The 26,451-nt window shown below is 60.0% G+C and carries 24 protein-coding genes and 5 tRNA genes; 9 read left to right on the plus strand and 20 right to left on the minus strand.

What is annotated here, in order from left to right:
- Positions 1–227 precede the first annotated feature (227 nt).
- From ytfQ to pcsA, 7 genes are all read right to left on the minus strand, one after another.
- Positions 228–1,190: a galactofuranose ABC transporter, galactofuranose-binding protein YtfQ gene (ytfQ, locus tag ACST81_RS14060; RefSeq protein ID WP_325463150.1), complete on the minus strand. Its 963-nt coding sequence runs from the start codon at positions 1,188–1,190 to the stop codon at positions 228–230.
- Positions 1,191–1,359: 169 nt separating this feature from the next.
- On the minus strand, positions 1,360–2,430 hold the full coding sequence (locus tag ACST81_RS14065) for a BMP family ABC transporter substrate-binding protein (RefSeq protein ID WP_438748618.1): 1,071 nt from the start codon (positions 2,428–2,430) through the stop codon (positions 1,360–1,362).
- A gap of 41 nt (positions 2,431–2,471) precedes the next feature.
- On the minus strand, positions 2,472–3,392 hold the full coding sequence (locus ACST81_RS14070; RefSeq protein WP_438748620.1) for an ABC transporter permease: 921 nt from the start codon (positions 3,390–3,392) through the stop codon (positions 2,472–2,474).
- Positions 3,392–4,486, minus strand: a complete 1,095-nt coding sequence (locus tag ACST81_RS14075; protein ID WP_438748623.1) for an ABC transporter permease — start codon at positions 4,484–4,486, stop codon at positions 3,392–3,394. Before ACST81_RS14075 ends, ACST81_RS14070 begins: the two co-directional genes overlap by 1 nt.
- Positions 4,476–6,050, minus strand: a complete 1,575-nt coding sequence (locus ACST81_RS14080; RefSeq protein ID WP_438748625.1) for an ABC transporter ATP-binding protein — start codon at positions 6,048–6,050, stop codon at positions 4,476–4,478. Before ACST81_RS14080 ends, ACST81_RS14075 begins: the two co-directional genes overlap by 11 nt.
- 52 nt (positions 6,051–6,102) lie before the next feature.
- Complete coding sequence (locus tag ACST81_RS14085) at positions 6,103–7,080, minus strand: quinone oxidoreductase family protein (protein WP_438748627.1); 978 nt, start codon at positions 7,078–7,080, stop codon at positions 6,103–6,105.
- Positions 7,081–7,089: 9 nt separating this feature from the next.
- Positions 7,090–7,815 carry a phosphatidylcholine synthase gene (gene pcsA / locus ACST81_RS14090; RefSeq protein ID WP_438748630.1) on the minus strand — a complete coding sequence of 242 codons (726 nt, stop codon included), beginning with the start codon at positions 7,813–7,815 and terminating at the stop codon, positions 7,090–7,092.
- Positions 7,816–8,097: 282 nt separating this feature from the next.
- On the opposite strand from pcsA, the gene ACST81_RS14095 reads away from it, so the two are divergent.
- Positions 8,098–9,300, plus strand: coding sequence for a UbiH/UbiF family hydroxylase (locus ACST81_RS14095; protein WP_438748632.1), 1,203 nt, complete (start codon positions 8,098–8,100; stop codon positions 9,298–9,300).
- Here the strand turns inward: ACST81_RS14095 and ACST81_RS14100 are convergent.
- A complete protein-coding gene (locus ACST81_RS14100) occupies positions 9,268–10,245 on the minus strand; it encodes an AEC family transporter (protein ID WP_438748634.1) in 978 nt (325 codons plus the stop codon). The genes ACST81_RS14095 and ACST81_RS14100 overlap by 33 nt on opposite strands.
- 31 nt (positions 10,246–10,276) lie before the next feature.
- The gene (locus ACST81_RS14105; protein ID WP_438748636.1) at positions 10,277–11,026 is read right to left on the minus strand and encodes a cytochrome c biogenesis CcdA family protein; all 750 of its coding nucleotides are present in this window, start codon (positions 11,024–11,026) and stop codon (positions 10,277–10,279) included.
- Positions 11,027–11,217: 191 nt separating this feature from the next.
- Here ACST81_RS14105 and ACST81_RS14110 point away from each other — a divergent pair.
- The 3 genes from ACST81_RS14110 (at position 11,218) to ACST81_RS14120 (ending at position 13,841) form a co-directional block, all read left to right on the plus strand.
- Positions 11,218–11,293 (plus strand) — tRNA-Lys (locus ACST81_RS14110).
- A gap of 302 nt (positions 11,294–11,595) precedes the next feature.
- Entirely contained in the window at positions 11,596–12,612 is a 1,017-nt protein-coding gene (locus ACST81_RS14115; RefSeq protein ID WP_438748638.1) for a GSCFA domain-containing protein, read from the plus strand.
- A gap of 23 nt (positions 12,613–12,635) precedes the next feature.
- Entirely contained in the window at positions 12,636–13,841 is a 1,206-nt protein-coding gene (locus tag ACST81_RS14120; RefSeq protein ID WP_438748639.1) for a phytanoyl-CoA dioxygenase family protein, read from the plus strand.
- Between the two features lie 100 nt (positions 13,842–13,941).
- Here the strand turns inward: ACST81_RS14120 and ACST81_RS14125 are convergent, their stop codons facing one another.
- The 3 genes from ACST81_RS14125 to ACST81_RS14135 form a co-directional block, all read right to left on the minus strand.
- Positions 13,942–14,715 (minus strand): ABC transporter permease, encoded by a 774-nt coding sequence (locus ACST81_RS14125; RefSeq protein ID WP_438748640.1) that lies wholly within the window; start codon positions 14,713–14,715, stop codon positions 13,942–13,944.
- A gap of 192 nt (positions 14,716–14,907) precedes the next feature.
- The gene (locus ACST81_RS14130) at positions 14,908–15,885 is read right to left on the minus strand and encodes a GlxA family transcriptional regulator (protein ID WP_438748642.1); all 978 of its coding nucleotides are present in this window, start codon (positions 15,883–15,885) and stop codon (positions 14,908–14,910) included.
- 178 nt (positions 15,886–16,063) lie between these two features.
- A complete protein-coding gene (locus ACST81_RS14135; RefSeq protein ID WP_438748644.1) occupies positions 16,064–16,600 on the minus strand; it encodes an MgtC/SapB family protein in 537 nt (178 codons plus the stop codon).
- A 219-nt stretch (positions 16,601–16,819) separates the two neighbouring features.
- On the opposite strand from ACST81_RS14135, the gene ACST81_RS14140 reads away from it, so the two are divergent.
- Positions 16,820–16,966 (plus strand): hypothetical protein, encoded by a 147-nt coding sequence (locus ACST81_RS14140; RefSeq protein ID WP_438748645.1) that lies wholly within the window; start codon positions 16,820–16,822, stop codon positions 16,964–16,966.
- Positions 16,967–16,991: 25 nt separating this feature from the next.
- Here the strand turns inward: ACST81_RS14140 and ACST81_RS14145 are convergent.
- The 5 genes from ACST81_RS14145 to ACST81_RS14165 all read right to left on the minus strand — a co-directional run bounded on the left by ACST81_RS14145 (position 16,992) and on the right by ACST81_RS14165 (position 18,870).
- Positions 16,992–17,068 (minus strand) — tRNA-Arg (locus ACST81_RS14145).
- 41 nt (positions 17,069–17,109) lie between these two features.
- Positions 17,110–17,415: an ETC complex I subunit gene (locus tag ACST81_RS14150; RefSeq protein ID WP_325463163.1), complete on the minus strand. Its 306-nt coding sequence runs from the start codon at positions 17,413–17,415 to the stop codon at positions 17,110–17,112.
- 220 nt (positions 17,416–17,635) lie between these two features.
- Positions 17,636–17,712: transfer RNA gene (locus ACST81_RS14155), tRNA-Pro, on the minus strand.
- An 85-nt stretch (positions 17,713–17,797) separates the two neighbouring features.
- Positions 17,798–18,292: a DUF192 domain-containing protein gene (locus ACST81_RS14160; RefSeq protein WP_438748646.1), complete on the minus strand. Its 495-nt coding sequence runs from the start codon at positions 18,290–18,292 to the stop codon at positions 17,798–17,800.
- Complete coding sequence (locus tag ACST81_RS14165) at positions 18,292–18,870, minus strand: cold-shock protein (protein ID WP_325463133.1); 579 nt, start codon at positions 18,868–18,870, stop codon at positions 18,292–18,294. The genes ACST81_RS14160 and ACST81_RS14165 overlap by 1 nt, the downstream gene beginning before the upstream one ends.
- A gap of 196 nt (positions 18,871–19,066) precedes the next feature.
- Between ACST81_RS14165 and ACST81_RS14170 the strand changes: the two genes are divergently transcribed.
- The 4 genes from ACST81_RS14170 (at position 19,067) to ACST81_RS14185 (ending at position 21,758) form a co-directional block, all read left to right on the plus strand.
- On the plus strand, positions 19,067–19,507 hold the full coding sequence (locus ACST81_RS14170; RefSeq protein ID WP_438748648.1) for a VOC family protein: 441 nt from the start codon (positions 19,067–19,069) through the stop codon (positions 19,505–19,507).
- Positions 19,508–19,980: 473 nt separating this feature from the next.
- Positions 19,981–21,282: a D-Ala-D-Ala carboxypeptidase family metallohydrolase gene (locus tag ACST81_RS14175; protein ID WP_438748649.1), complete on the plus strand. Its 1,302-nt coding sequence runs from the start codon at positions 19,981–19,983 to the stop codon at positions 21,280–21,282.
- 138 nt (positions 21,283–21,420) lie between these two features.
- Positions 21,421–21,495, plus strand: a tRNA-Glu gene (locus tag ACST81_RS14180).
- Positions 21,496–21,683: 188 nt separating this feature from the next.
- Positions 21,684–21,758, plus strand: a tRNA-Glu gene (locus ACST81_RS14185).
- 57 nt (positions 21,759–21,815) lie between these two features.
- On the opposite strand, the gene recJ is transcribed toward ACST81_RS14185, so the two are convergent.
- From recJ to ACST81_RS14200, 3 genes are all read right to left on the minus strand, one after another.
- Positions 21,816–23,618, minus strand: a complete 1,803-nt coding sequence (recJ, locus tag ACST81_RS14190) for a single-stranded-DNA-specific exonuclease RecJ (RefSeq protein ID WP_438748651.1) — start codon at positions 23,616–23,618, stop codon at positions 21,816–21,818.
- Between the two features lie 126 nt (positions 23,619–23,744).
- On the minus strand, positions 23,745–25,067 hold the full coding sequence (locus ACST81_RS14195; RefSeq protein ID WP_438748653.1) for a homoserine dehydrogenase: 1,323 nt from the start codon (positions 25,065–25,067) through the stop codon (positions 23,745–23,747).
- A gap of 79 nt (positions 25,068–25,146) precedes the next feature.
- Positions 25,147–26,364 carry an LL-diaminopimelate aminotransferase gene (locus ACST81_RS14200; RefSeq protein WP_438748654.1) on the minus strand — a complete coding sequence of 406 codons (1,218 nt, stop codon included), beginning with the start codon at positions 26,362–26,364 and terminating at the stop codon, positions 25,147–25,149.
- Positions 26,365–26,451 lie beyond the last annotated feature (87 nt).

Consider the following 26,451-nt stretch of genomic DNA (forward strand, 5'->3'; position numbering starts at 1 on the left):
CTCGAGAAACGCAAGGTCACCCGGACTTTACGGATTGCCGCGGAATATGCCACCGACCATCGCGCCGGACGAAACACGGCGGGGCGGGTCGCAGCGAATTTCGCGCCTTAGAGCGCACATTGACATGCGGCGGCGGGATACTGGCGAAGGGAACATGCCGGCATCCCGCCGAATCCGCCCGCAAACTCAGGATTGCGGGCGAAAACCAGTGCGATGCCGGCAGTCTCTTAGTAGCCGAGGCCCTTCTTTTCTTCGTAGACCTTCTGCGGATCGTCAGCCTGCGTGTAGAGCTTCGATTCCGTCTGGATCCACTTGGCCGGCTTGGTGCCGTCCTTCAGGAAGGCGTCGAGCGCGTCGAGCGCCGGGCCAGCCATGTTCGGGGTCAGTTCGACGGTGGCGTTGGCCTCGCCCGCAGCCATGGCCTGGAAGATATCCGGAACAGCGTCGATCGAAACGACGAGGATGTCCGTGCCCGGCTTCAGGCCAGCTTCCTTGATGGCCTGGATCGCGCCGACAGCCATGTCGTCGTTATGAGCATAGAGGGCGCAGATGTTCTTGCCGCCGTCTTCCGCCTTCAGGAAGCTTTCCATGACTTCCTTGCCCTTGGTGCGGGTAAAGTCGCCGGTCTGGCTGCGGATGATCTTCAGGTTGTCGTGCCCCTTCAGCGCTTCCTCGAAGCCCTTCTTGCGATCGATGGCCGGCGACGAGCCCGTCGTGCCCTGCAATTCGACGACGTTACAGGCCTTGTCGCCAACGGTATCGACCAGATACTTGCCGGCAACATTGCCTTCGTGAACGAGGTCGGAGGTGACGGCGGTCAGGTAAAGATCGTCGGACGAGTCGACAGTACGGTCGAGCAGGATGACCGGGATTTCGGCGTCCTTGGCTTCGGTCAGGACTTCATCCCAGCCGGTCGCCACAACCGGAGCAATCAGAATGGCATCGACGCCCTGGGCGATGAACGAACGCAGAGCCTTGATCTGGTTTTCCTGCTTCTGCTGCGCATCGGCGAACTTCAGGTCGATGCCGCGCTTTTCAGCCTGCTGCTTGGTCAGCGTCGTTTCTGCCGCGCGCCAGCCGGATTCAGAGCCAATCTGCGAAAAACCGATCGTCAAATCGGCAGCCGATGCCGAGCCGAACATGCAGGCAGCCAGAATCGTGGCACTCGCGAGTGCTGTCTTCAATTTCATGATTTCCTCCCAAAGAAAGCTGCGCTTCGCAGCACCGGTAAAAAATCATACTATATGATTTATGTAAACCGGGTTTTTGCGAAATCTGCGCAAATTTTCTCAAGCCGGAATCAAAAGAGGGCAGCCGATGGCCACCCTCCCTGATTGCACTCTCATGAAGCCGAAAAGCTTATTGCGGCAACTTGTCGTCCACGCCCTCGACGTAGAAATTCATGCCGAGCAGCGTGCCGTCATCCGACGACGCGCCGGCTGCCAGCCATTCCGAACCGTCCTGCTTCTTCAGCGGGCCGGTGAAGGGCTTCAGTTCGCCCGACTCGATCTTTGCCTGGGTGGCCTCGGCCATGGCCTTCACGTCGTCGGGCATGTTGGTGTAGGGCGCCATTGTCAGAATACCGTCCTTCAGGCCGTCCCAGCTCGACGTGGTTTCCCACTTGCCGTCGATAAAGGCCTGCGTGCGCTTGATGTAATAGGCACCCCAGGTATCGACGATCGCCGTCAACTGGGTTTCCGGACCGGCCTTGATCATGTCGGAGGCCTGACCGAAAGCCTTGATGCCACGTTCTGCGGCAACCTGCATCGGCGCGGTCGTGTCGGTGTGCTGCGTCAGAACATCGACGCCCTGGTCGATCAGCGCCTTGGCTGCATCGGCTTCCTTGCCCGGGTCGAACCAGGTGTTGGCCCAGACGACCTTGATCTTGAAGTCCGGATTGATCGAGCGCGCACCGGTGACGAAGGCGTTGATGCCCATCACGACTTCCGGGATCGGGAAGGAGGCGATGTAGCCGGCGACGCCCTTCTGCGAGATCTTGGCGGCGATCTGACCCTGGATATAACGGCCTTCATAGAAGCGGCTGTTGTAGGTCGCAAGGTTCGGCGCGGTCTTGTAGCCCGTCGCATGCTCGAACTTCACGTCCGGAAATTTCGCGGCGATCTTGACGGTCGCGTCCATGAAGCCGAACGAAGTGGTGAAGATCAGGCCGCAGCCGGAACGGGCGAAACGCTCGATGGCACGCTCGGCATCCGGGCCTTCCGGAACGTTTTCGAGAAACTGGGTCTCGATCTTGTCGCCGAGCGACTTTTCAAGTTCCTGGCGGCCGATATCATGGGCCTGCGTCCAGCCGCCATCTGTCTTCGAACCGACATAGATGAAGCAGATCTTGGCCTTGTCGGCGGCGCTGGCCGGGACGGAAAAACCGATGACGGCCGCCGTGGTTGCGAGTGCGAGGAGAAGTTTTTTCATTTTGACCCCTGTCGGTTTGAGTATTCTGTCAGTGTTTTTGATCACCGGTCGGGCACGAAGGGTTTTCCCAGCGCTGCCGGCGTGTTGATCAGCGTCATGCGCCGATTGTGCGAGATGAGGATAAGTACGACAATTGTCGCCAGATAGGGAAGAGCAGAAAGGAACTGCGATGGAATTGCGACGCCGTAGGCCTGTGCATAAAGCTGGCTGATCGACACGGCGCCAAACAGATAACCGCCCGCCACGATCCGCCAGGGCCGCCAGGAGGCGAAGACCGCCAGCGCCAGGGCGATCCAGCCGCGGCCCGCCGACATGTTTTCCACCCATTGCGGCGTATAGACCAGCGACAACTGTGCGCCCGCCAGACCGGCGCAGGCGCCGCCGAACATGACGGCCAGATACCGCGTGCGGATGACATTGATACCGAGCGCATGGGCGGACGAATGGCTGTCGCCGACCGAGCGGAGTTTTAGACCCGCACGGCTTTTGAACAGGAACCAGTTGACGCCTGCGACCAGCGCGATCGAGAGGTAGAAAATCAGATCCTGCTTGAACAGCACGGCGCCTAGAAACGGGATATCCGACAAGACCGGACAGACGATCTGTGGCAGCTTGATTCCGGATTGGCCGAGATAGGGTTCAGCGATCATGCTGGAAACGCCAAGCCCTAGAATGGTCAGCGCCAATCCTGTGGCAACCTGATTGGTAACCAGCGTCAGCGTCAGGAAGCCGAACAACAGGGAGAACAGCGCACCGAATGCGATGCCGGCCAAAATGCCGATATAGGGGGATCCTGTCGCTTGCGTGACGATGAAGGCGCCTGCGGCACCTATCACCATCATGCCCTCGACACCGAGGTTGAGCACACCGGAGCGTTCGGTCACCAGTTCCCCGATCGCCGCCAGGACAAGCGGCGTTGCCGCCGTGATCACCGTCAACAGAATGGCTTCGACGATACCCATCAGCGCGCCCCCTTACCCGCTGTCTCGTTCAAATCGTACCACATCATCCGGATCTTGTAGTGGATCAGCGTATCGCAGGAGAGCACGAAGAACAGCAGAAGCCCCTGGAAGACCCTGATCGGCTTGTCGGAAACCTGCAGGGACACCTGCACTGCCTCCCCGCCGAGATAAGTCAGCGCCAGGACAAGGCCGGCAACGACGATTCCCAGCGGATTGAGCCGACCGAGGAAGGCGACGATGATGGCGGTGAAGCCGTAGCCGGGCGAAATCACCGGCCGTAATTGCTGGATCGCGCCACTGACCTCGGCAATGCCGGCAAGGCCGGCGAGCGCGCCGGAAAGCAGCATGGAAAACCAGATCATCTTGCGCGAGGAAAACCCGGCAAAGCGCCCTGCCCGCGCGGACTGTCCAAGCACGGTGATCTCGAAGCCCTTCAGCGTGTAGCGCATCATGAACCAGACCAGGATGGCGGCGATCAGCGCGAAACCGAAACCCCAATGGGCGCGTCCGGACGCGATCATTTCCGGCAGGACGGCGGTTGCATCAAAGGTGCGGGTCTCGGGAAAGTTCATGCCACCCGGATTGCGCCAGGGGCCGCGCACCAGCCAGTCAAGAAAAAGCTGAGCCACATAGACCAGCATCAGGCTGGTCAGGATTTCATTGGTGTTGAGATGTGCCTTGAGAAAGGCCGGAATGGCGGCAAACAGCGCACCGCCGAGCATGCCGAGGATCATCATCAGCGGCAGCACCAGCGGCGACTGCCAGTCGTAGAACACGACCGGCAAGATCGAGCCGGCGATTGCCCCCATGATAAACTGGCCTTCGGCGCCGATATTCCAGTTGTTGGAGCGGTAACAGACCGAAAGGCCGACCGCGATCAAAATCAAAGGGGCGGCCTTGATCGCCAGTTCATGCAGCGACCAGACTTCCATCAGAGGTTCGATGAAGAAGCTGTAGAGCGCCGCCAGCGGGTCCTTGCCGAGCAGCATGAACATGATGCCGCCGAAGAAGATCGTCAGCGCCAGTGCAATCAACGGCGACAGGAAGGAAAACAGCCGGGAGACGTCGGGCCGCCGTTCAAGTTCAATGCGCATGCGCCATCTCCGCAGTCTCGGCCTTGCCATGCATCCCGCCCATCAACAGCCCGATCTTTTCGCGCGACAGTTCGCCGGCCGGATAGATGTCGGAGAGTCGGCCTTCGCTGATCACGGCGATCTCGGTCGCGACCTCGAAAATCTCATCGAGATCCTGGCTGATCACCAGAACGGCCGAGCCGGACTTGGCGAGATCGACGAGTGCCTGGCGGATGCGGCTGGCCGCCCCCGCATCCACGCCCCAGGTCGGCTGATTGACGATCAGCACCGTCGGCTGCCGGTCGAGCTCGCGCCCGACGATGAACTTCTGCAGGTTGCCGCCCGACAGCGATCCTGCAGGCGGATTTTCGCCGCTCTTGCGCACATCCATGGTCTCGGAAATACGCGTTGCCGCCATCCTGACGGCGTCCTGACGAATGAGCCCGAGAAAGCCGCCGCCCAAAAAGGCGCGGCGGTCGGACCGGTGGCGCGCCAGAACGAGGTTGTCGGAGAGCGACAGGGCGGAAACCGCCGCATGGCCGTGGCGTTCTTCGGGCACGAAACCGGCGCCCATCAACCGGCGCGCATTGATGCCGCGTATCCCGACCGGCTTGTCGGAAATCCGGATGGCATCATCGCGATCGGCGGGATATTCGCCTGACAGGGCATCGAAAAGCTCGCCCTGTCCATTTCCGGCGACGCCTGCAATCGCCAGCACCTCGCCGGCATGCACCTTCAGACAGATGTCCTTCAGCGCGACCGCAAAGGGCGTGCGGGCGACGGCCGACAGGTTGCGAGCCTCGAGCTTGATCGTCCCCTTGGCGTTGGTTCCTTGCGGCGTCACATGCGCGACATCACTGCCGACCATCATGCGGGCGAGCGAGGCCGGCGTTTCCTGGCGCGGATCGCAGGCGCCGGTCACCTTGCCGTGGCGCAGAACGGTGGCGCGATCGCAGATGCGCTGCACTTCTTCCAGCCGGTGGCTGATATAGAGAACGGAGCGTCCCTCGGCCTTCAGCTTGTTCAGCGTTTCGAACAGCCGGTCGGCCTCCTGCGGCGTCAGCACCGAGGTCGGCTCGTCGAGGATGATCAGCTTGGGGTTCTGCAGGAGTGCTCGGACGATCTCGATCCGCTGGCGTTCCCCGACGGAGAGATCGGCGACATGGGCGTTGGGATCGAGCGGCAGCCCGTAGGCGCGCGATAGGTCGGAGGCTTCCCTGGCGATCCTCGACAGCGATACGCCGGGATCCATCGACAGCGCGATATTTTCGGCGACCGTCAGCGCCTCGAACAGCGAAAAATGCTGAAAGACCATGCCGATGCCGAGTTTTCGTGCCGCACTCGGGCTGGTGATCCTGACCGGCTGTCCTTGCCAGACGATCTCGCCGCTGGTCGGGGCAAGCACGCCGAACAGCATCTTGACGAGGGTCGACTTGCCGGCGCCGTTTTCGCCGAGCAGTGCATGAATTTCACCGGGCCTGATATCGAGATCGATTCCGTTGCAGGCTGCAAATGTGCCGAACAGTTTCGTCAGTTGGCCAACGGCCAGCAATGGCCCGTTCACGGATTGTCCCTCAACCGACACGCCGCCCCTCTTTTCTCATGCTCTGCCGCCCTGGCCGCCTCTCCGGCTTGTCTCAGGGAATCAGCAGGGTTGTTCCACTCGTTTTTCTTGCTTCGAGATCCGCATGCGCCTCGCTTGCATCGGCAAGCGCATAGGTCTGGTTTATATTGATACGCACTTTGTTGCTTTGCACAACATCAAACAGGGAGTTTGCACATGCCTCCAGCGCGGCGCGCGTCGAGACATAGCTGAACAGCGTTGGGCGCGTGGCAAACAGCGAGCCCTTCTGGGCGAGGATCCCGATATTCACGCCCTCGACCGGACCGGACGAATTGCCGAAACTCACCCAAAGGCCGCGCGGCTTGATGCAGTCGAGCGAGGCCGGATAGGTATCCTTGCCGACGGAATCATAGACGACGTCGACACCCTTGCCATGGGTGATTTCCTTGACCTGGCTCACGAAATTGTCGGTGCGGTAGTTGATGACATGGTCATAACCATGGGCGAGGGCAAGGTCGATCTTGTCCTGCGATCCTGCGGTACCGATGACGGTGGCGCCGAGCGATTTGGCCCATTGGCCAGCGATCAGACCGACACCACCGGCGGCAGCGTGGAACAGCAGCGTCGTTTCGGGACCGACCTTAAAGGTCTGGTTGAGCAGATATTGCGCCGTCATGCCCTTCAGCATCATCGCCGCCGCCGTTTCCAGCGTGATGTCATCCGGCACCTTCACCAGCTGCGACACCTCGATATTGCGCTCACTGGAATAGGCGCCATCCGACGAGGCATAGGCGACGCGGTCGCCGACTGCGAAAGTGCTGACATTGTCGCCGACGGCGGTGACGATGCCCGCCCCTTCCTTGCCGGGGATGAAGGGAAGACCCTCGGCCGATTTATAGAGGCCGGTGCGGAAATAGACGTCGATGAAATTGACACCGACCGCCACCTGGCGGATCTGCACTTCACCCGGTCCCGGCGCCGACAGGGTGACGCCCTCGATCTTCAAAACCTCCGGTCCGCCGAGCGAACGCACCATGATGGCCTGTGCCATGAAACCTCCTCAACCCCGTCCAAGCCGGGGAAACAACTGCAAGACGAACCCGATGACGTAGAGATAAAGACCGGTGCCGACGACGCCTGTGACCACCCATCCCGGCGTGTCGAAGTGCAACAGCAGCGCATAGCCGCTGAGGACCGACCAGATCGCAAAGACGATGAGATTGAGGGGCCGCAGGCGCTGGACGCGCACCGGATGCAGGAAGTTGATCGGCATGAAGGTCAGCACGACCGAGACGAAAACGACAATCGAAGCAGCCAGTTCGCTGGCATCGATGACGAACAGCGTGAAGACCACCATGTTCCAGACGACGGGAAAACCGGAAAAGAAATATTCGTCCGTCTTCATGCCCATATCGGCATAATAGATAGCGCTCGACATGACGATGGCGCCCGCCGCGACAAAGGACCAAGGCTCGCCGATCATGCCGCTCTGATAGAGCGCGAAGGCCGGCAAGAGCACATAAGTGACGTAGTCGATGACATTGTCGAGCGTATCTCCCGACCAGTTCGGCAGCACTTCCTTGACGCGTACCTTGCGGGCGATCGGCCCGTCGATGCCATCGACCGCCAGCGCCAGACCGAGCCACCAGAACATGTCGACAAACCGGTGTTCGGCTGCGGCTACAACACCGAGGAAGGCCAGGAATGATCCGGATGCTGTGAGAATATGGACGGAAAAGGCGCGAATTTCCGCGTAGGGCACGCGCTTGTAATTGAAAAACTTCATCGGCAGACGCACCCTGTCCTTACTCTGCGCATTCTTCCGAAGCGTGCTGAAAAAGCCGCTGCAACGACGCACGCTTCCTATCCGCCTTTACTGTGCGGTGTCGGCGGTACTATGCACCGTTTCCGGTTGGCTGCCAGCAAAAATCACCGGACGGCTGAAAAGCGGATCAATCATCTGTGGACCCACAACCGACCTCTGCGCCATTTCATCCCATTTCCTTCCTTCGCTGCGAGGGCTATGAATGGGTAACTCATACGTCATGCATCACAGGGACCAGACGTCATGGAACACTATGAAATCGTCGTTGTCGGTGCCGGGCTGGCCGGATCGCTCGCAGCACTTGCACTTGCCGATACCGGACGCAGCGTCGCCCTGGTCGCGCCGGCAGCAGGCCGCGCGGACGGTCGCACGACGGCACTGATGGACCGGTCGCTCGACCTTGTTCGCAAGCTCGGCCTCTGGGACCGGATCGCGCCTTCCGCCGCGCCGCTTGCCAGCATGCGCATCATCGACGCTACCAACCGATTGCTGCGCGCGCCAACCGTGACATTCCACGCCCCGGAAGTCGGCCTCGATGCCTTCGGCTACAATATTCCCAATGCTCCCTTCCTGTCGCTTCTGGAAACGGAGGCGGAAAGCCGACCGTCGCTGACGCGTATCGTCGCCAGCCTCACCGCGATCGACTTTGCCGGCGAGCGGGTAACGCTCGTGCTCGACAATGGCCACAGCATCACGGCGGACCTCGTGGTCGGCGCCGACGGCCGCAAATCCGGTGTGCGCGAAGCCGCCGGGATCGAGGTGCGCAACTGGTCCTATCCGCAGAGCGCCGTCGTGCTGAACTTCGCCCACCAGATGCCGCACCAGAACATTTCGACGGAGTTTCACACGCCGGATGGCCCGTTTACGCAGGTTCCCCTGCCCGGCTCCCGCTCCAGTCTGGTCTGGGTGCGCAAACCGGATGATGCCGCGGCAACAGTGGCGCTGTCCGCCGATGCGCTGTCGGATCTCGTCGAGCGGCGGATGCAGTCGATGCTCGGCAAGGTCACCATAGATTCGGCTGCGCAGTCCTTCCCCCTTTCCGGCATGGCGGCCAAGTCCTTCGGTAAGGGCCGCGCCATCCTGATCGGCGAAGCCGCCCATGCCTTTCCACCGATCGGCGCGCAGGGGCTCAATCTTAGCCTGCGCGACATCATGGCCGCTGTTTCCTTGCTGGGGTCCAGCGCCATTCCCGCCGATTTTGGCCAGCGATACGACCGTAAGCGGCGGGCGGATATCCTGACCCGTACGGTCAGCGTCGATCTGCTCAATCGATCCCTGCTGTCCGATTTCCTGCCGGTGCAGATGCTGCGGGCGGCCGGCATGCAGGCGCTCGCCAGCGTTCCGCCCTTGCGCAATCTGATGATGCATGAGGGGCTCAACCCCGGCAGCGCGATAAAATCGTTCGGCAACAGCTTACGGGAAAAGATCAGCCGGCAACGCGCCTGAGCTGATGAGATAAAGTAGCATCGTCACGGTCGCGACCGACAGGACGGTGGTGATGAGGATGGTTGCCGATGCCCGCTCTTGCCAGACGCCGTATTGCTGACCGATGACGAAGACATTGGTCGCCGTCGGCAGCGAGGCGAGAAGCACCGCCGTCTGCACCCAGACCGGCTCGAAATTTCCGGCAAAACTTAGCACCAGATACATCAGAACCGGATGCAGCACGAGCTTGGCCGGGACGATATAGCCAATCTCGGCCGGAATGCGCTTCAGGGGCCGAAGCGCCAGCGTCACGCCCATGGCAAACAGCGCACACGGTGCGGCGGCCTGAGCCAGATAATCGATCAACCTCTGCACCGGAATGGGCGGCTGGAAGCCGATGGCAGCTGCCGCGACGCCGGCAAGGGTCGACAGAATGAAGGGATGCAGCACAATCCTCTTCGCAATGCTGATGACCAGAGGTCCGGCGGAACTTTTTTCGTCACCTGCCAGCGCCATCATCGCCGGCGCGACCATGAAATGAGCCACGTTTTCGAAACAGAAGATCAGCGCCACCGGCACCGCCGCCGGCTCGCCGAGCGCAAGCAGCGCAAGGCCCGGCCCCATATAGCCGATATTGCCATAGGCGCCCGCCAGCCCCTGCACGGTCGATTCTGCCAGCGAATTGCGGCGGATGACGTAACCGGCGGCGAAGACGAATGCGAAGATCGTGTAAGTCACGCCCATCGACGTGAAGACGAAATCGAACCGGGTCAGCAGCTCGATCGGAGTCTTCGACACCAGCTTGAAGAACAGGGCCGGCAGCGCGATGTAAATGATAAAGGTGTTGAGCCAGCCCATGGCATCGCCGGCACCCTCGCCGGCCGCATGCGGCCGCAACCGGGCCGTCAGGTATCCCACGAAGATCAGGCCGAAGAACGGCAGGACAAGACCAGATATTTCAGCCATTTTACGCGCAAGCCTCTGATGAAGCTCGTGCTTAGCCGATTTGCATCAGGATGGGAAAGGTTTGCTGAAACCAGATGGCCATGGAACTGATGAAGCCGAAGACGAAGGCAAGGCCGGCAAGCACCAGAAACACGCCCATCATTTTCTCGACCAGCCCAAGATGGCGCCGGAACCGCGACAGGAAGGACATGAAGGCGCCGGAAAAGCCGGCGGCAATCCAGAACGGTATGGCAAGCCCGAGCGAATAGACGGCCAGCAGCAACGCCCCGTCCGTCACCGTGTCGCGGGCCGCAGCGACGCCGAGGATCGTGCCGAGCACCGGGCCGATGCAGGGTGTCCAGCCGAAGGCGAAGGCAAGACCCATGATATAGGCGCCCGAAAGCGTCGCCGGCTTGCCACCGCCCTGGAACCGGGCTTCACGGCCGAGAAGGCCGATGCGGAACACGCCGAGGAAATGCAGGCCCATGATGATGATGACGATGCCGCCGACACGCGAGAGGATATCGATATGCTGTCGCAGAACGAGCCCGATGGAGGAGGCTCCGGCGCCGAGTGCCACGAAGACGGTGGCAAAGCCGAGCGTGAAGAAAAACGCGGCGCCGAACACCGCGCGTCGGGTCCCCACTGTTGCGACCTGTGCCTCGCCGCCACGGAACTGATCGACGGAGATGCCAGCCATGTAACAGAGATAGGGCGGCACGAGCGGCAGGACGCAGGGCGAAAGAAAAGACAAGGCACCGGCCAGGACAGCGGTCCAGATGGAAATATCAGCGATCGACACTCGTTCAAAACTCCAGCCTGTACCAAGCCCGCGCCGTCTTAGCGCCGATGCATCCACCGATGCCAATCACCTTTTGGCGATCTCTACGTCAATCGGTGATTTTACATTTTCATCTGATTTTTGGGTTGACCAAAACGAACCCGCTGTGCATATGTCCGCCCACTTCCGCCGGGCAAGCGCCCCGGTCTTGGGAGAGCGTAGCTCAGCCGGTAGAGCAACTGACTTTTAATCAGTAGGTCCAGGGTTCGAATCCCTGCGCTCTCACCACTCGAAGCATTTGATTTCATTATAGAAATAGGAACGCTCCTCCGTTTTTTGAGGTGGTTACCTGCCGAGGCTGCGTGGTTACCAAACAACCGCAAGCACCTGCCACTTTCCCCCCGACCGCCGCTGAAGCGACCGCATTTTGAACGACCGCTCGCGCGACCAAGGCCTCGGCAAGGAAGATTGTGTTCCGAGCCTTACACCTTCCGAGACTTGATTGTGTCATCGGCAACGTATGATTTAATGTTGATGGCGGATTGCGGTGAGGCTATGGTGCGTACGATTGACTTGATTAGGGGCATCTCATGCTGAATGACGATGATAATGCCGCACCGATCGGAAACGATCCGGCGCCCAAGGATGCGCCAATTCAAAAAATTCAGGCGCGTGACGCGCCAAACCCTCGCTGGAGCACGCATCACAACAACAAATTGCTGACGGTTACAAAAAAACCGATTTTTGGTCCGTCAGACAAGATCTTCACCATAGGAAGTTGTTTCGCGGAACGGATTAGAGTGGCATTGACCGCGGAAGGGCTTGATGTCGGTCCGCCCATGCAGAACGTACCTATGGCGCATGACCGATATCGCATTGACCGTCTGCCGGCACGTCCACACAGCGATTATTTCAATACCTTCACGATCCGACAAGAATTTGAACGCCACATCGGGGAGTGGACCAGGGATCCAGAAGATTACTGGCTTGCAAAGGATCAGTATTGGGAAACAGGTCAGCCAGTTTATCAAGACCCCTATCGCAGACTCATACTGGCGCGAACGCCTCAGGATTTGCTGGAAGCCAACGAGCATGTTGACAAGGCCATTGACCAAGGCATTCGGGAAGCTTCCGTTTTCTTCCTGACGATGGGAATGGCAGAAGTATTTCGCAACAAGCGAACTGGCAAAATAGCCTGCCAAAAACCTGGATATTCTGGCGGCTCCGGTGCGGATGAGACCGACTTTTACATGTCGACTTACGAAGAAAACCTCGAAAATATGGCGAGGGTTGTCGACATTATCAATGCAGTCCGGCCAGGCGCACGCATCGTTGTGACGGTTTCTCCCGTCGGTCTTGGCCGCACATTCGGCGACGACGATATTATCGTTGCAAATACAGAAAGCAAAAGCATACTTCGGGTTGCGCTCGGCGCACTCGCGCGAAAATATAGCAACGTGACTTATTTCCCCTCGTATGAAATCGTAATGGCAAATTCGCCCCTTAGCTTTAGAGAAGACGACGGGCGCCATGTAGCAAATTGGGTTGTTTCCAGGATAGTCTCAGCTTTCAAGGCCGCGCATTTTATTCAGGAAGGCAACCCTTGACGCATTAAACTCGGAGGAACTTAATGAATACCTTTCCAGACCGCCTGCTGATCGAAGCCCGCAACGCCAGTATTCAACTCGAACAATTGGCCATTGACGACCTTGACAAGAACATAGACGGTTACCTGCCGCCAAATTGGCGCACACGCAGGATGATTGAATCATGGCGGTCCTACGTCGCCTCAGGCGGACGCTCGACAGAAGCTGATTACGCCAATTTTCGTACCGCTTACACCGAAACCGAAGGCCGCAGCAACAAGGTGTTTTCCGACGTCCTCGCGACACATACCCGGAAGGTGCAATACGACATGTCGCAGACGATGTTCGGCGACTACGTCAAAAAACCCAGCGAAAAGGGCGAAACCACCGTTACAATGCTCAACGGCGAAGATGGTGAAGACCAGAATTCCGATGCTTGGGCAAAGGTCATCAATGGCGCGGCACGGCATCTTGAGTTGCATGGATGGTGGAAATCCAAGGTTTTCCTGCCGGACAGCGTCGTCAAAAGCCTGTCCAGCAAAATCATGAACCAACTCGTCAAGGACAATGGCGACGCGGTCCAGGCTGCGGTGGAGGGCAAGGATGGCGCCCCCATGCAAATCAAACTGAACTCCCGTTTCGCCACGACCTTTGAAGAGATGTACGAAATCGCATCGGATCCACTCCTGATGTCGATCGTGCAAGCCTATATGGGCGTGCCGCCTATCTTCAACACACCGGTCTCGATCCTGAATTCATTCGTAAAACCGAAGAACGCCAAGGAACTGTCCGATACCGCGCAGTTGTTTCATCACGACATGCATCGGCTCGGTTTCGTCAAGATTTTCGTTTACCTGACGGATGTGGAACTGACATCGGGCCCGCATACGCTGGTTCGCGGCACGCACCGCAAGCGGCCACCGCATCTTTGGGCCGACGGTCGCCATACGGACGATTCGATTGCCCAAGCCGGATTGGCGGATGACGTGGTACGCATCACGGGCAAGGCCGGTTCTGTCATGCTGGTCGATACGAGTTGCCTGCACAAAGGCGCTCATCCTGAGTCGGAGTCGCGGCTATTGGCGTCAATCCAGTATACGAACTCTCTTTTCGGCAAACCGATCGCGATGTCCGATCGAAAAGTCGAAGCATCCTTGTCGTCCAAAAACGACAACGTTCAGGAAGTCGCCGCACTCGTTCGGAAGTATGCCGTAAAATCCGGCGCCCGCTTCATGCAGAATTTCATTTGAAGCACGACGGGGCCGCCACGTTTTTGGCGGCCCCATTGCTTTCTTGTCGTTTGCGCGGGACGTATCTGGCCATTCTTTTAGGCCACATGGCCACCGCCCATCAAATCCGGTCTTCCCGCAGCGATTTCGACATGGTGAACAGCGTCAGGCCGAGCATCACCAGAGCGACGGCGAATTCGAAGACATAGGTTTTGTCGAGGCCGTTGGCGGTGTATTCCGGGTAGATGGCGGTGCGGAACCACATGGTGACGTGCGATAGCGGGTTCCACAGCAGAATATCGCTGTAGGGACGCGGCATCATGTCGGGCAGGAACAGAACGCCCGATGTCATGAACATGGGACGATTGAGGAGTGTGAAAATCTTCTCGTAGAGCGGATAGTCGTTGAACAGTGCCACATTGGCCATGCCGACACCGACGCCAAGCATGGATGCGAGCATCACCACCAGCACCGCGGTTCCCGCATCCAACTGGCCCAGGCGTTGCGGCTCGGACGTGCAGATGGCAAAGACGACGATCATGACCACGACCGAGGTCACCAGTTGCAGGACATAGCGACCGACGACCGCGTCGAAGGGCGAGACGACGGGATAGGAGAACAGGTTCCTGTTGGCCCTGATCGCGCTGGCGACGAAGGATGACATCTGCTGATAGACGGAGAATGGCAGATAGCCCGAGGCGAAGAACAGGGCGAAATCGGTGCCGAGCGCCGGTGTCCGCGCCAGCGTCTGGTAGATGGTCGTCATCATCAGGACATGCGCCAGGGGATCGAGAATGGCCCAGATATAACCGCCCGGCTTGCTGCCGTAGCGAGCCGCCGTTTCTCTGATCACAAGTGCTGCGCTGACACGGATATGCTGACCCAACCAATACACTTGAACACTCCTCGCGCCACACCGCGCAAAATCATCCGTCAGCTATTGCCGCCGTCGGCTTTCCGCAGCCTTGCGGGCAAGATTGTGGCATTTTTCGAACGGCGCTTCCCGATCCCGGTCGCGCCGATGGCGAAGGACGCCGCCTGTTGCTTTCCTACACTTTGCCCTGCCCGATATACTGAACTTGTACGCTTATGACATCCGATCGTGATTCCTGCGCAGTTTCAGCGGGCTTTCGCCATACTGGTTCTTGAACGCGCGCGAGAAGGACGACAGGCTGTCGAAGCCGCAGCGGAGTGCGATGTCGCGTATGCTGAGTCTGGTGTCGCTGACCATGCGATGCGCCGCCTGCAACCGCAGTCTTAAATAATAGGTTCCCGGACTGACCCCGAGCGCTTTGGCAAAGCGCATTTCCAGCCGGCGCTGCGACTGTCCGGCGCGCATGGCAAGCGCCGTAATCGACAACGGCCGATCAAGCGTCCGCTCCATCAACCGGATGGCGCGCGTCAGTTCCGGATCAAACGATTCGATCCGGCCGAGCGAGACCAGTGGCTGGGCATCGGTCGCCGCATGCGTTTCGTCATAGACGAAGATGCTGGCGACATCGAGCGCGATGGCCGATCCAAAACGCTGGCGGATCATATGCAGCATCATATCGAAAGTGGGTGATGCTCCGCCTGATGTCCAGAACTTGCCATCGGTGACGAACCGGTCGGCGCGCACGGAAACATCCGGAAAGGCCATGGCAAAATCCTCCAGTTCCTCCCAATGGGCCGTCGCGATGCGACCGTTGACGAGACCGGAACGCGCCAACAGCCAGCAGCCCGATTCTATTCCGGCCACGACGGAGAAATTACGCGCGCCGGCCTGCAGACTGGCGGTAAACATCTTTCCGGCATGACGCTCGATACTGAAGCCGCCGATCACCAGCAGAAAATCGCCCGCCGCCCGCGCCGAGAACAGGCCGTCCACGGCAATCGACACGCCACAGGTCAAAAGCACGGCCTGACCGTCCGGCGACAGGATTGTCCAGCGAAACAGCGTATGCCCGGCCACGCGGTTGGCGGCGCGCAGGGGATCGAGCACCGAGGCCAGCGACATGATCGACGATTCCGGCAGGATGACGATGACGACCTCGACCGGGGCGTCTGAAATCTGTTTTGAGGACATTCGGAATATGTCAAATTTCCTGCGCTTCATGTCAAATCGTTTATCGCCGATCAGGCATGATGAGACTGTACGAGACCTCCCGTTCGCAGGCTGCTCAGACTGCGACCGTCTGGAAATTCCCCTATCCGACTTTTACCGGACGGGCCGATCGGCAGATGATGCCGTCGGCCCGTTTTTTTCAGTTGGCGGATTTCTGGTGCTGGTCGCTGTCTGTCGCCGTCTGCCGGGGCGACGGCGATTGCTTGGCACGCCACACCTCCTGAACCTTGGCCAGGGCGTAAAGCACGGTCAGGCCGGCCGCGAGCGCGAAAGCGGCGATCAGCCAGTGCCCGAAACCGAGCGCAAGTCCGATCGCGCCGGCAAGCCACATGCCCGCCCCCGTGGTCAGCCCGCGCACCTGCCCGGCCGAAAGAACGATGGTCCCGGCCGCGAGAAACGCCACGCCCGCAGTCACGGCCTCGACGACGCGCAACGGATCGATCCGAACCTGCTCGTCCGACAGGCCCGGCATGTGAACACTCTCGATGGAAATGATGGCGAAGACCGCAGCGGCGAGGCTGATCAGAATATGCGTGCGCAGCCCCGCGGCCTTGTCTTGCGCCTCCCGCTCGAAGCCGATCAGTCCGCCGAAGAAAATCGCGCCGCAGAAACGCGCGAAGATCACGGGGTAGGGAATTTGCGTCGTGGGAAACATGTCGGCGAAAATCTGGTCCATGCCGCCAGAACGCGCGACCGGTTCCTTGGTTCCAGCACACAGATTCGCGGCGCTGCCGCTCTCGCCGCCGAATCACGCGGCGCTGGAACGAAAGGGCGCGTGCGGAGTTAGGACACAATTCGAAGGAACGATTATTCACGCGCCGTCCCGTTTCACAGGCGTTTCGCAAATCATCGTCATCCTGACACTGTATATTCCGCTTCTAGCCAGGAGAAGGTCGTGCCTACATCCACAGCCCATGTCGCCAAACCCGGCCTCTCGCCTGCAGATGCGCAATATCGCCAGTTCATGATCCGCGAATTGCTGGTCTGGTTGATCGGCGTCCCCGTGCCGATCGCCGCCGTGATAGGCTTTTTCGTGCTGTGATGCGGAATGTTGAGTTTTTAAAAACTGGCGACCCCTGCTGGATTCGAACCAGCGACAACCTGCTTAGAAGGCAGGTGCTCTATCCAGCTGAGCTAAGGGGCCGCTTTCAGGAGGACAGGCCTCCGGAAATACTGGAGCTTCAATCAATGTGTCCAGGGCTGCGTGCGGCTGAAGCGGAAATTGTCGCTGTAGGATACGCTCTTGCGGGTCGGTTCCTTCGGCGCGATAACACGATACTCGATGCCGTTTCGTACGGCATAGGCCACAGCCTGCTCCGCCGTTTCGAAGGTCAGCTTGACCTGCTGGCGGGTATCGGCCGAACTCGTATAGCCCATCATCGGATCGATCGTGCGCGGCGTTTCCTGATCGAACTCAAGAACCCACAAATGCGTCTTGGCCTTGCCAGACTGCATGGCGGTTTTTGCGGGTCGATAGATTTTCGCGGACATGTCTCGGGTTGGCTCCACAGGTTTTCATTGCGGCGGCGCAGCGCCGTCGATCACTGCGCATTCCATAGCGCAGAATGGATTAAAACGGAATGACTTTCCGGCGCTTTCTCTCGGATTTTGCGGGTCTGCGGCGTTTCGCGGCCGAGGCACAAGCCTCTATCATCCCAGACAAAGCGTCAGTGGGTGCGCAGAAAAGATGGAGATGTGTGAAGAAATTCGATGGTCGGAGTGGAGAGATTCGAACTCCCGACCCTCTGGTCCCAAACCAGATGCGCTACCAGGCTGCGCTACACTCCGTGACCCGTCGATGGCGGGGAGATACACGCTTCCCCCTGCCCCTGCAACAGCAAAATTGCACAATCGTGCTGATGGGTATGTGGGATCAGGGCTTGGCTGCCGGGACCGTGGCGGCAATGCGCGGCGCATCGACACGATCCCCTTCGGCAATCCCGAGGCGCTCGACCACGCCGGCATTGAGCTCGAGCACAAAGGCGACCGGAACGCGGGAATCGATGATTGATTCGGAGTGCGGCACGGCGTTCTCACGCACCGTCATCACCTTGCCGTCGCGCGCGATGAACAGCATATCAAGCGGCAGATAGGTGTTCTTCATCCACATCATCACCTGGCGCGTCGTGCCGAAATCAAACAGCATGCCGGCGTCCTTCGCCATCGTGCGGCGGAACATCAGCCCCTGCGCCCGCTGTTCGTGATCGAGCGCCAGTTCGACGGTGAAGGTATGGACCTTGCCGTCTGCCGTCGTGACCATCAGCGGCGCGCGGTCGAAGACGACGTCGGCCCTGGCGAGAAACGGGACTAGGCACAAAAAAAGCGCCACGAGGGCGCTTCCGGTGTGGCGCAGAATGCGCCCTTTCATCAGTGTGCCCTTCCGGTCGGAGCAGGCACATCGGGATGGATTTCAGCCGCCATCAAGCCCTTGTCCCCGTCGCCGAAACGCACCAGCACGGTCTGGCCTGGCCGAAGCTCCGTCAGGCCGAAGCGGCGCAGGGTTTCCATGTGGATGAAAATGTCCTCGGTGCCATCGCCGCGGGTCAGGAAACCGAAGCCCTTGGTGCGATTGAACCATTTCACCAGGCACCGTTCCAGGCCGCTGGTCGGCGTCACCTGGACGTGCGTCTTGACCGGCGGCAATTGCGAGGGATGAACCGCCGTCGACTGGTCCATGGAAAGGATGCGGAAGGCCTGGTAACCACGATCGCGCTTCTGGATCAGGGCGACGACGCGGGCGCCTTCGAGTACCGTCTGGTAGCCATCGCGGCGCAGACAGGTCACGTGAACGAGAACATCCTGCATGCCGTTATCGGGAACGATGAAACCGAAACCCTTGGCGACGTCGAACCACTTGATCACACCGGTGATTTCAACCAGATCGAGCGCATCGCTGCCGAAATCGTCCTCCGGCGTAACGCCCTTCGTTGAAATCCTGTCCGCCATTGCCTGTCCAGCCCCTCGATTACGCGTCACAATCATTACGGTTAACTGATTCTTGACAGTCAGAATAACATCGTCCCGCCGCAATTGTGCAAGCCCTGCGATGAAATTTGACTTTGACTGAGACTACCCTGCGAGCCTTGCCTCTGGCTGGCTCTCGGCTACATATAACCATCTTCAGCAAAACAGGGATATTACAATGCGTTATCTGCACACGATGGTTCGCGTCAAAGATCTGGACGCCTCGCTTCACTTCTGGAGCAAGCTTTTCGGCCTTGTGGAAATCCGTCGCTACGAGAACGAAAAGGGCCGGTTCACGCTGGTTTTCCTCGCAGCCCCCAGCGATCTCGACCATGCCAAGGCGGAACTGTCGCCTTGCCTGGAACTCACCTACAACTGGGATACGGAAGATTATACCGGCGGGCGCAACTTCGGCCACCTCGCCTATGAGGTCGACGATATCTATGCGACCTGCCAGCATCTTCAGGACAATGGCGTAACCATCAATCGCCCGCCGCGCGACGGCCACATGGCCTTCGTGCGCTCGCCCGACGGCATTTCCATCGAGATTCTGCAGAAGGGCGAAAACCTGCCGGCGCAGGAACCCTGGGCGTCGATGCCGAATACCGGCGCCTGGTAAGCTCCGCACAACGCGGACAGGCGATATCTGCGCCGTCTTCCGGCTCTTGGGGGCCGGGCTCGAGGATATCGCCTGTTCTTCCTGCGGACTACCAGCGGTGGAAAACCCGGAAAACACGGCGAGGAAATGCCGCCTGCGTCAGCGCAGGTTTACAAACAACGGTCCGTTCACTAATGTTTGAACGAAACGTTAAGGGGATCTGGATGCCAGCAACCACTTGAGGTCGCGCGCACCCTGCTTCCGGCTGAACCGGTCAAGCCGCAAGGAACCGCACGAATGGCCCCAAAGGCAGCGTGCGGACCAAGTGGTCTGTGTGACTTCCTGATGAATGGCCATGACGGCAACGAAACGTCGCACGGCCTGCATTGAGTGGGGATCCAACGTTGCGTCATCTTTTGCGAAAAGCAGTGACGGCCCGCAGTTTCGGCTGCGCTCTCGCCCTGACTGTTTCCATGCTTAACCTCTCCGGATGCATGAGCGCCGCGAAAGAAACCGCAGAAGCCGCCTCTGTTGCCGAGCAGGATGTCCCAGAAATTGCAGGTGCCGAAGCGGAACAGCCTGCGGCCGGTCCCTATCAGGATCAGCAGGTCGCGGCCGTCGGCGGCAATTCGCAACAGCAGCAGATGCTGCCGCAGCAACAACAGCTCGGCTATCCCCAGCAGAATGCGATGATGCCGGCCAACAGCGAGCCCGGATCGCTAACGATGCAGAGCACCGGGCTGAAAGCGACCTCGAGCAGTATTTTCTCCGTCCAGACGCCGAATGCGATGCCGGTGCAAGGCCACGCCGCTGCAACGGGCCAAGACGCGGTACCCCTGCCGGCAGGTCAGAACACCGGCGTCAGCCCGGCGAGCAACAGCCTGTTCAACAGCGGCCAGCCCGCCGCCAATCCGACGCCCCTGCCCCTTGAAGGGGCAAGCAATACGCAAGGTGCTGTCGATCCCGGCCAACAGATGGCAAGCGCCGAGATCGATAGCGAAGGCACGCCGCTTCCCGCAAGCGTGCCGGTTCCCTCGAGCGGTGATACCATGCGCGCGTCGGGTGATGCGCAGCCCCCCGTGCAGACGGCCTTCGCGGAAACAGTTCCGGCCCAGACCGCGATTGTTCCCAATTCCAGCCAGCCGCGGGATGAAGACGACATGCCCGACCAGGCGAAGAAGACCCTGACGCTGGCCGGGTTGTTCGCGGCAAAGCGCCGGAACAAGAATCAGTTCGACGGCGATCGGTTCGCCAAGACGCCGGTCAAGAAAACCCAGATCAACAGCATGCAGCAGCCGCAGATCGCCGCACTTGGCTTTACCGCCCTGCCCGGCGTCAGAACCACGTCGATGTTTGCCACGATGGATGATTCCGAGCCCGGCCATGACGACGACAGCCCGTCGATCCAACTGGCATCGCTGCCGGGACTTGCGCGCCTGGCACCAAACGGCCTGTGGCTACAAACGGACAAGGTCGAAACCGGCTGTTTCAAGCCGGATTTGCTGCAGGTGCTGAAGGTGGTCGAAAATCATTATGGCCGCAAGATCATGGTGACCTCCGGCCTACGTGATATCCGGCACAATCGCCGCGCCGGCGGTCGCCCGCACTCGCGGCATACGACCTGCGAAGCCGCCGACATCCAGGTGCCGGGCGTCAGCAAATGGGACCTGGCTCAATATCTGCGCACCATTCCCGGACGTGGCGGGGTCGGCACCTATTGTCATACGGAATCGGTTCATATCGACACCGGCGAGGCCCGTGACTGGAACTGGCGCTGTCGGCGACGCAGGGGCTGATCGGCAACTCACTGTTTTTATTAAATAATCTCTTCTCGACCGGAAGATTTCGCTATAGCAGGACTTTTTTACAGGAAAATGAAATTTGCCGCTTGCGGTATTCAAAAGCCCTGACTATAAGACGCCCACACAACGGCTGCGCCCTTCGTCTATCGGTTAGGACACCAGATTTTCATTCTGGGAAGAGGGGTTCGACTCCCCTAGGGCGTACCATTGTGAACCCTTCCCAAACATTGATATTCGCGGTTGCGTGCGGCAAAACAGGCCTCGAACAAGCGTTCTTGCCCGTCCGGCTTGATCTTTCCGCAACGCTGATTTTATTGCGAAAAATCATCGGAAAAATGCGAATTAGCGCTTGCAGCATTCGATGCCTCTGACTATAAGACGCCCACACAACGGCTGCGCCCTTCGTCTATCGGTTAGGACACCAGATTTTCATTCTGGGAAGAGGGGTTCGACTCCCCTAGGGCGTACCATTGTGGTTCTCAGATCCCCGAAATCGATACATGATGACAACGACGCGTGAGTGTCTGTCAGAGCGCCTTGGCCGCATCGATGACGCGCAATTGCACGCGGCGCGTTCCCTGCCACATGTCGGCCGAAATCGTTGCCGCCACATGGATCGACATGCCACGCTCTGACAGAAGCAGATCGCCTAGCGGTGTTTCCAGCGAGCGGAAAGCAATCCCCTCGACGCGCGATCCATCCTGGCCTTCCAGCGTTACCTTGACGTGGTTGACGCCGACCTGGCGGGAATCGCGAATCCGGTGTGCCGGCAGAGCGAAGATCGGTTGCGGATGCCCTGCCCCGTACGGCCCGGCTTGCTCCAGTTGATCGATCAGCGCGAGATTGGCACCGGCGGCGCCAAGCGCTCCGTCGATCTTCAGGGTTTCGGCAGAGACGAGATCCTTAACCGCCTCACCGGCCTTTTCCTCGAAGAAGTGCCGCAGTTTACCAAGATTCGTCCTGTCGACTGTCAGACCCGCAGCCATCGCATGCCCGCCGCCCTTGACGAGCAGGCCGGAATCCACCGCCGCGCGGACCACTTTGCCGATATCGAAGCCACTGATCGAGCGGCCCGAACCGGTTCCCCGCCCGTTCGGATCGAAGGCGATGGCGAAGGCGGGACGGCGGAACTTCTCCTTCAGGCGCGCGGCCAGCAGCCCGACAATCCCAGGATGCCAGTTTTCATGCGCGGTGACGATGATCGACGCCGCGTCGCCGTTGCCGTATTCCGCCAGCGCTTCTGCCTCGGCCTCGGCCAGCATGGCGATTTCCATGACCTGCCGTTCGCGATTGAGTTCGTCGAGTCGCCCGGCGATCTCATTCGCTGCATTTTCATCGTCTAGCGTAAGCAGGCGACTACCGAGCGCGGCATCGCCAATGCGCCCACCCGCATTGATGCGGGGGCCGATCAGGAAGCCGAAATGATAGGGCGTCACCGGCCCCCCAAGACCGGCCTTGCGAAAAAGCGCCGACAGGCCGGGATTCTGCATGTGCCGCGCCGCAACCAGCCCCTTGACGACATAGGCTCGGTTCAAGCCTTTCAGAGGCACGACATCGCAGACGGTCGCCAGTGCGACAAGATCCAGCAAAGCGAGGAGATCGAACGATCCGACGCGGTGGTCGCCGCTTTCACGCAACTGGCGCATGGCGTTGACAAGGACGAGAAAGACCACGCCGGCGGCACACAGATGCCCCTGCCCCGACAGATCGTCCTCCCGGTTCGGGTTGACCAGCGCCACGCAGGGCGGCAGCTCAGCGCCAACCTGGTGGTGATCGATGACGACGACATCGATGCCGCGCTCCTCGGCGACGGCAAGTGATTCCTGGCTGGTCGATCCGCAATCGACAGTGACGATCAGCCGCGCGCCATTGTCGATCAACTGGTTGATCGCGGCCGGATTGGGACCGTAGCCTTCGAAGATTCGGTCCGGAATGTAGATTTGCGCATCGACGCCAAAATGGCGCAGGAAGCGGAACATCAGCGCCGAGGATGCGGCGCCATCGACGTCGTAGTCGCCGAAGATGGCGACCTTCTCGCGCGCCACGATCGCCTTGACGATCCGGGCGGCGGCCTTGCTGCAATCGGTCAGCGTATCGGGATCTGGCATCAGCGAGCGGATCGTCGGATCGAGAAAGGCGACCGCGTCATCCATCGTGACGCCGCGTCCGGCCAGAACACGGGCGATGAGATCGGAAAACCCGTGAACCTGGCTGATGGCCAGCGCGCGGTTCTGCCCCGCCTGATCGAGCCGCGAGACCCAGCGCTGTCCCGTTGCCGAGCGCTCGACGTTGAGGAAGGCTCGTTGAACGGGGTCTGGCAATTCACTCATGGCACACCTTTGGCTTCACGCGACTGTTCGTACGCGGGTTTTGCGCCCCGCGCAAACCGCAACGAAAACGGCCCCACCCGGATGTGAAACCGGATGGGGCCGCTGAGTAAGAATGACGTCGCGAGGTCAGGCCGTCTTCGGACGTTCGATCCGGATCACCTGCGGTTCGCCGACGAGATAGCCTTCGCCCTTGATCGACGCCACGGCCTTGCGGACGGAATCCTCGGTCGTCGCATGGGTGACGAGAATGATCGTCTGTGGTCCGTCCGTCTCGACGTGCTGCTTGGAATGCTGGACGATCGATTCCAGCGAGATGCGGTTTTCCGCCATGCGGGTGGCGATGCTGGCAAAGACGCCGGTCTTGTCCTGCACTTTCAGCCGTATGAAATATCCGCCCTCGTGGCTCTGGATCTGTGCCTGCTTGTAGGGAAGCAGAGCGGTGACCGGACGGCCGAAGGCCGGAACGTGCTGCGCACCCGGACGACTCTTGGCAATGTCGGCGATATCGCCGAGCACGGCGGAGGCCGTCGCATTACCGCCGGCACCAGGTCCGACCATCAGCAATTCGCCGAGAATGTCGGATTCGATCGCCACCGCATTGGTCACGCCATCGACCTGCGCGATCACCGAATCGAGCGGCACCATGGTCGGATGGACGCGCTGTTCGATGCCGCTCTCGGTGCGCTGGGCGACGCCGAGCAGCTTGATGCGGTAGCCGAGATCAGCGGCCGCATGAATGTCGTCGATGGAGATATTGGTGATACCTTCGAGATAAATGTCATCGGCTGCAATCGCCGTGCCAAAGGCAAGGCTGGTCAGGATCGACAGCTTGTGGGCGGTATCATTGCCCTCAATGTCGAAGGCCGGATCGGCTTCGGCATAACCGAGACGCTGGGCTTCCTTCAGGCAGGCCTCGAAGGACAGACCTTCCTTCTCCATCTTGGTCAGGATGTAATTGCAGGTGCCGTTCATGATGCCGTAGACGCGCGAGATCGTGTTGCCCGTGAGCGACTCGCGCAGAGCCTTGATGACCGGAATGCCGCCGGCGACAGCGGCTTCGTAGTTCAACAGCGCGCCGTGCTCTTCGGCGAGGCCGGCAAGCTTGATGCCGTGGGCGGCCAGCAGCGCCTTGTTGGCGGTGACAACATGCACGCCGCGCGACAAAGCAGCCGTCACAGCGGACAAAGCCGGTTCATCGGCGCCGCCCATTAGTTCGACGAACACGTCGATATCGGCGGTCTTCGCCAGCGATAATGCATCGTCGTGCCATTCGATAGCCGACAGATCGACGCCGCGGTCGCGGGTTCTGTCGCGTGCCGTTACGGCGGTGATCTCGATGGCCCGGCCGCATGTCGTCGCCAGCGCCCCGTGGCGTTCCTGGAGAATACGTACGAGCGAGGCACCAACGGTTCCCAAGCCCGCAATGCCGATTTTAAGGGCATCTGCCATACATGAATCCTAACATGTCGAGAGCGCTCCGCCTGAATGGCGGAGCAGATTTTATAGATAAGCCGGAAAGACCGGCGCCTTAGCGATGTGCGTTCAGCGAGATGACGTTGTGCAACGTATCGTCGGCCGTCGACAGGAACTTCTTGATGCTGCGCGCAGCCTGACGGATGCGGTGCTCGTTCTCGACCAGCGCCAGACGCACATAGTCGTCGCCCATTTCGCCGAAGCCGATGCCCGGAGCCACGGCCACATCCGCCTTTTCGACCAGAAGCTTGGAGAACTCCAGCGAGCCGAGATGGCGGAACTTTTCCGGAATCTTCGCCCAGGCGAACATCGTGGCGGCCGGCGGTGGCACTTCGAAGCCGGCTTTGCCGAAGCTCTCGACCATCACGTCGCGGCGGCGCTTGTAGACGTTGCGCACTTCGGCAATATCGGAACCGTCACCGTTCAAAGCATGGGTCGCGGCAACCTGGATCGGCGTGAAGGCACCGTAATCGAGGTAAGACTTGACGCGCGTCAGGGCGGCGATCAGGCGCTCGTTGCCGACGGCAAAACCCATGCGCCAACCGGGCATGGAAAAGGTCTTCGACATCGAGGTGAATTCGACGGTGTTGTCCATCGCGCCCGGCACTTCGAGCACCGACGGCGGTGGCGCGCCGTCGAAATAGATTTCCGAATAGGCAAGGTCCGACAGGATGACGATGTCATGCTTCTTCGCGAAGGCGACGACTTCCTTGTAGAAATCGAGCGACGCGACCTTGGCGGTCGGGTTCGACGGATAGTTGATGATCAGCGCGATCGGCTTGGGGATCGAGTGACGAACGGCCCGTTCCAGCGGCGGGAAGAACGTATCGTCCGGCTCGACAGAGATCGAGCGGATGACGCCACCTGTCATCAGGAAGCCGAATGCATGGATCGGATAGGTCGGATTGGGGCACAGGATCACATCGCCGGGCGCGGTGATCGCCTGCGCCATGTTGGCGAAGCCTTCCTTGGAGCCAAGGGTCGCCACGACCTGAGTATCGGGATTGAGTTTCACGCCGAACCGTCGGGCATAGTAGGCAGCCTGCGCGCGGCGCAGGCCAGGAATGCCCTTGGAGGACGAATAACGGTGCGTGCGCGGATCCTGGACCGCTTCGCAGAGCTTGTCGACGATGGATTGCGGCGTCGGAAGATCCGGATTGCCCATGCCGAGGTCAATGATATCAGCTCCACCCGCTCGCGCGCTGGCTTTCAAACGGTTGACCTGTTCGAAAACGTAAGGCGGCAGACGCCGGACTTTGTGAAACTCTTCCATCTCTAAACCTCGTCTTGCGCGGTCTCCACGCCTTGGGAATCATGCGTGCAAGGAGACGTGCGCGGTGCAATCAGGCCCACGCGGCCA

The organism is Pararhizobium sp. O133 (assembly GCF_051669845.1).
Taxonomy (GTDB): Bacteria; Pseudomonadota; Alphaproteobacteria; order Rhizobiales; family Rhizobiaceae; genus Pararhizobium.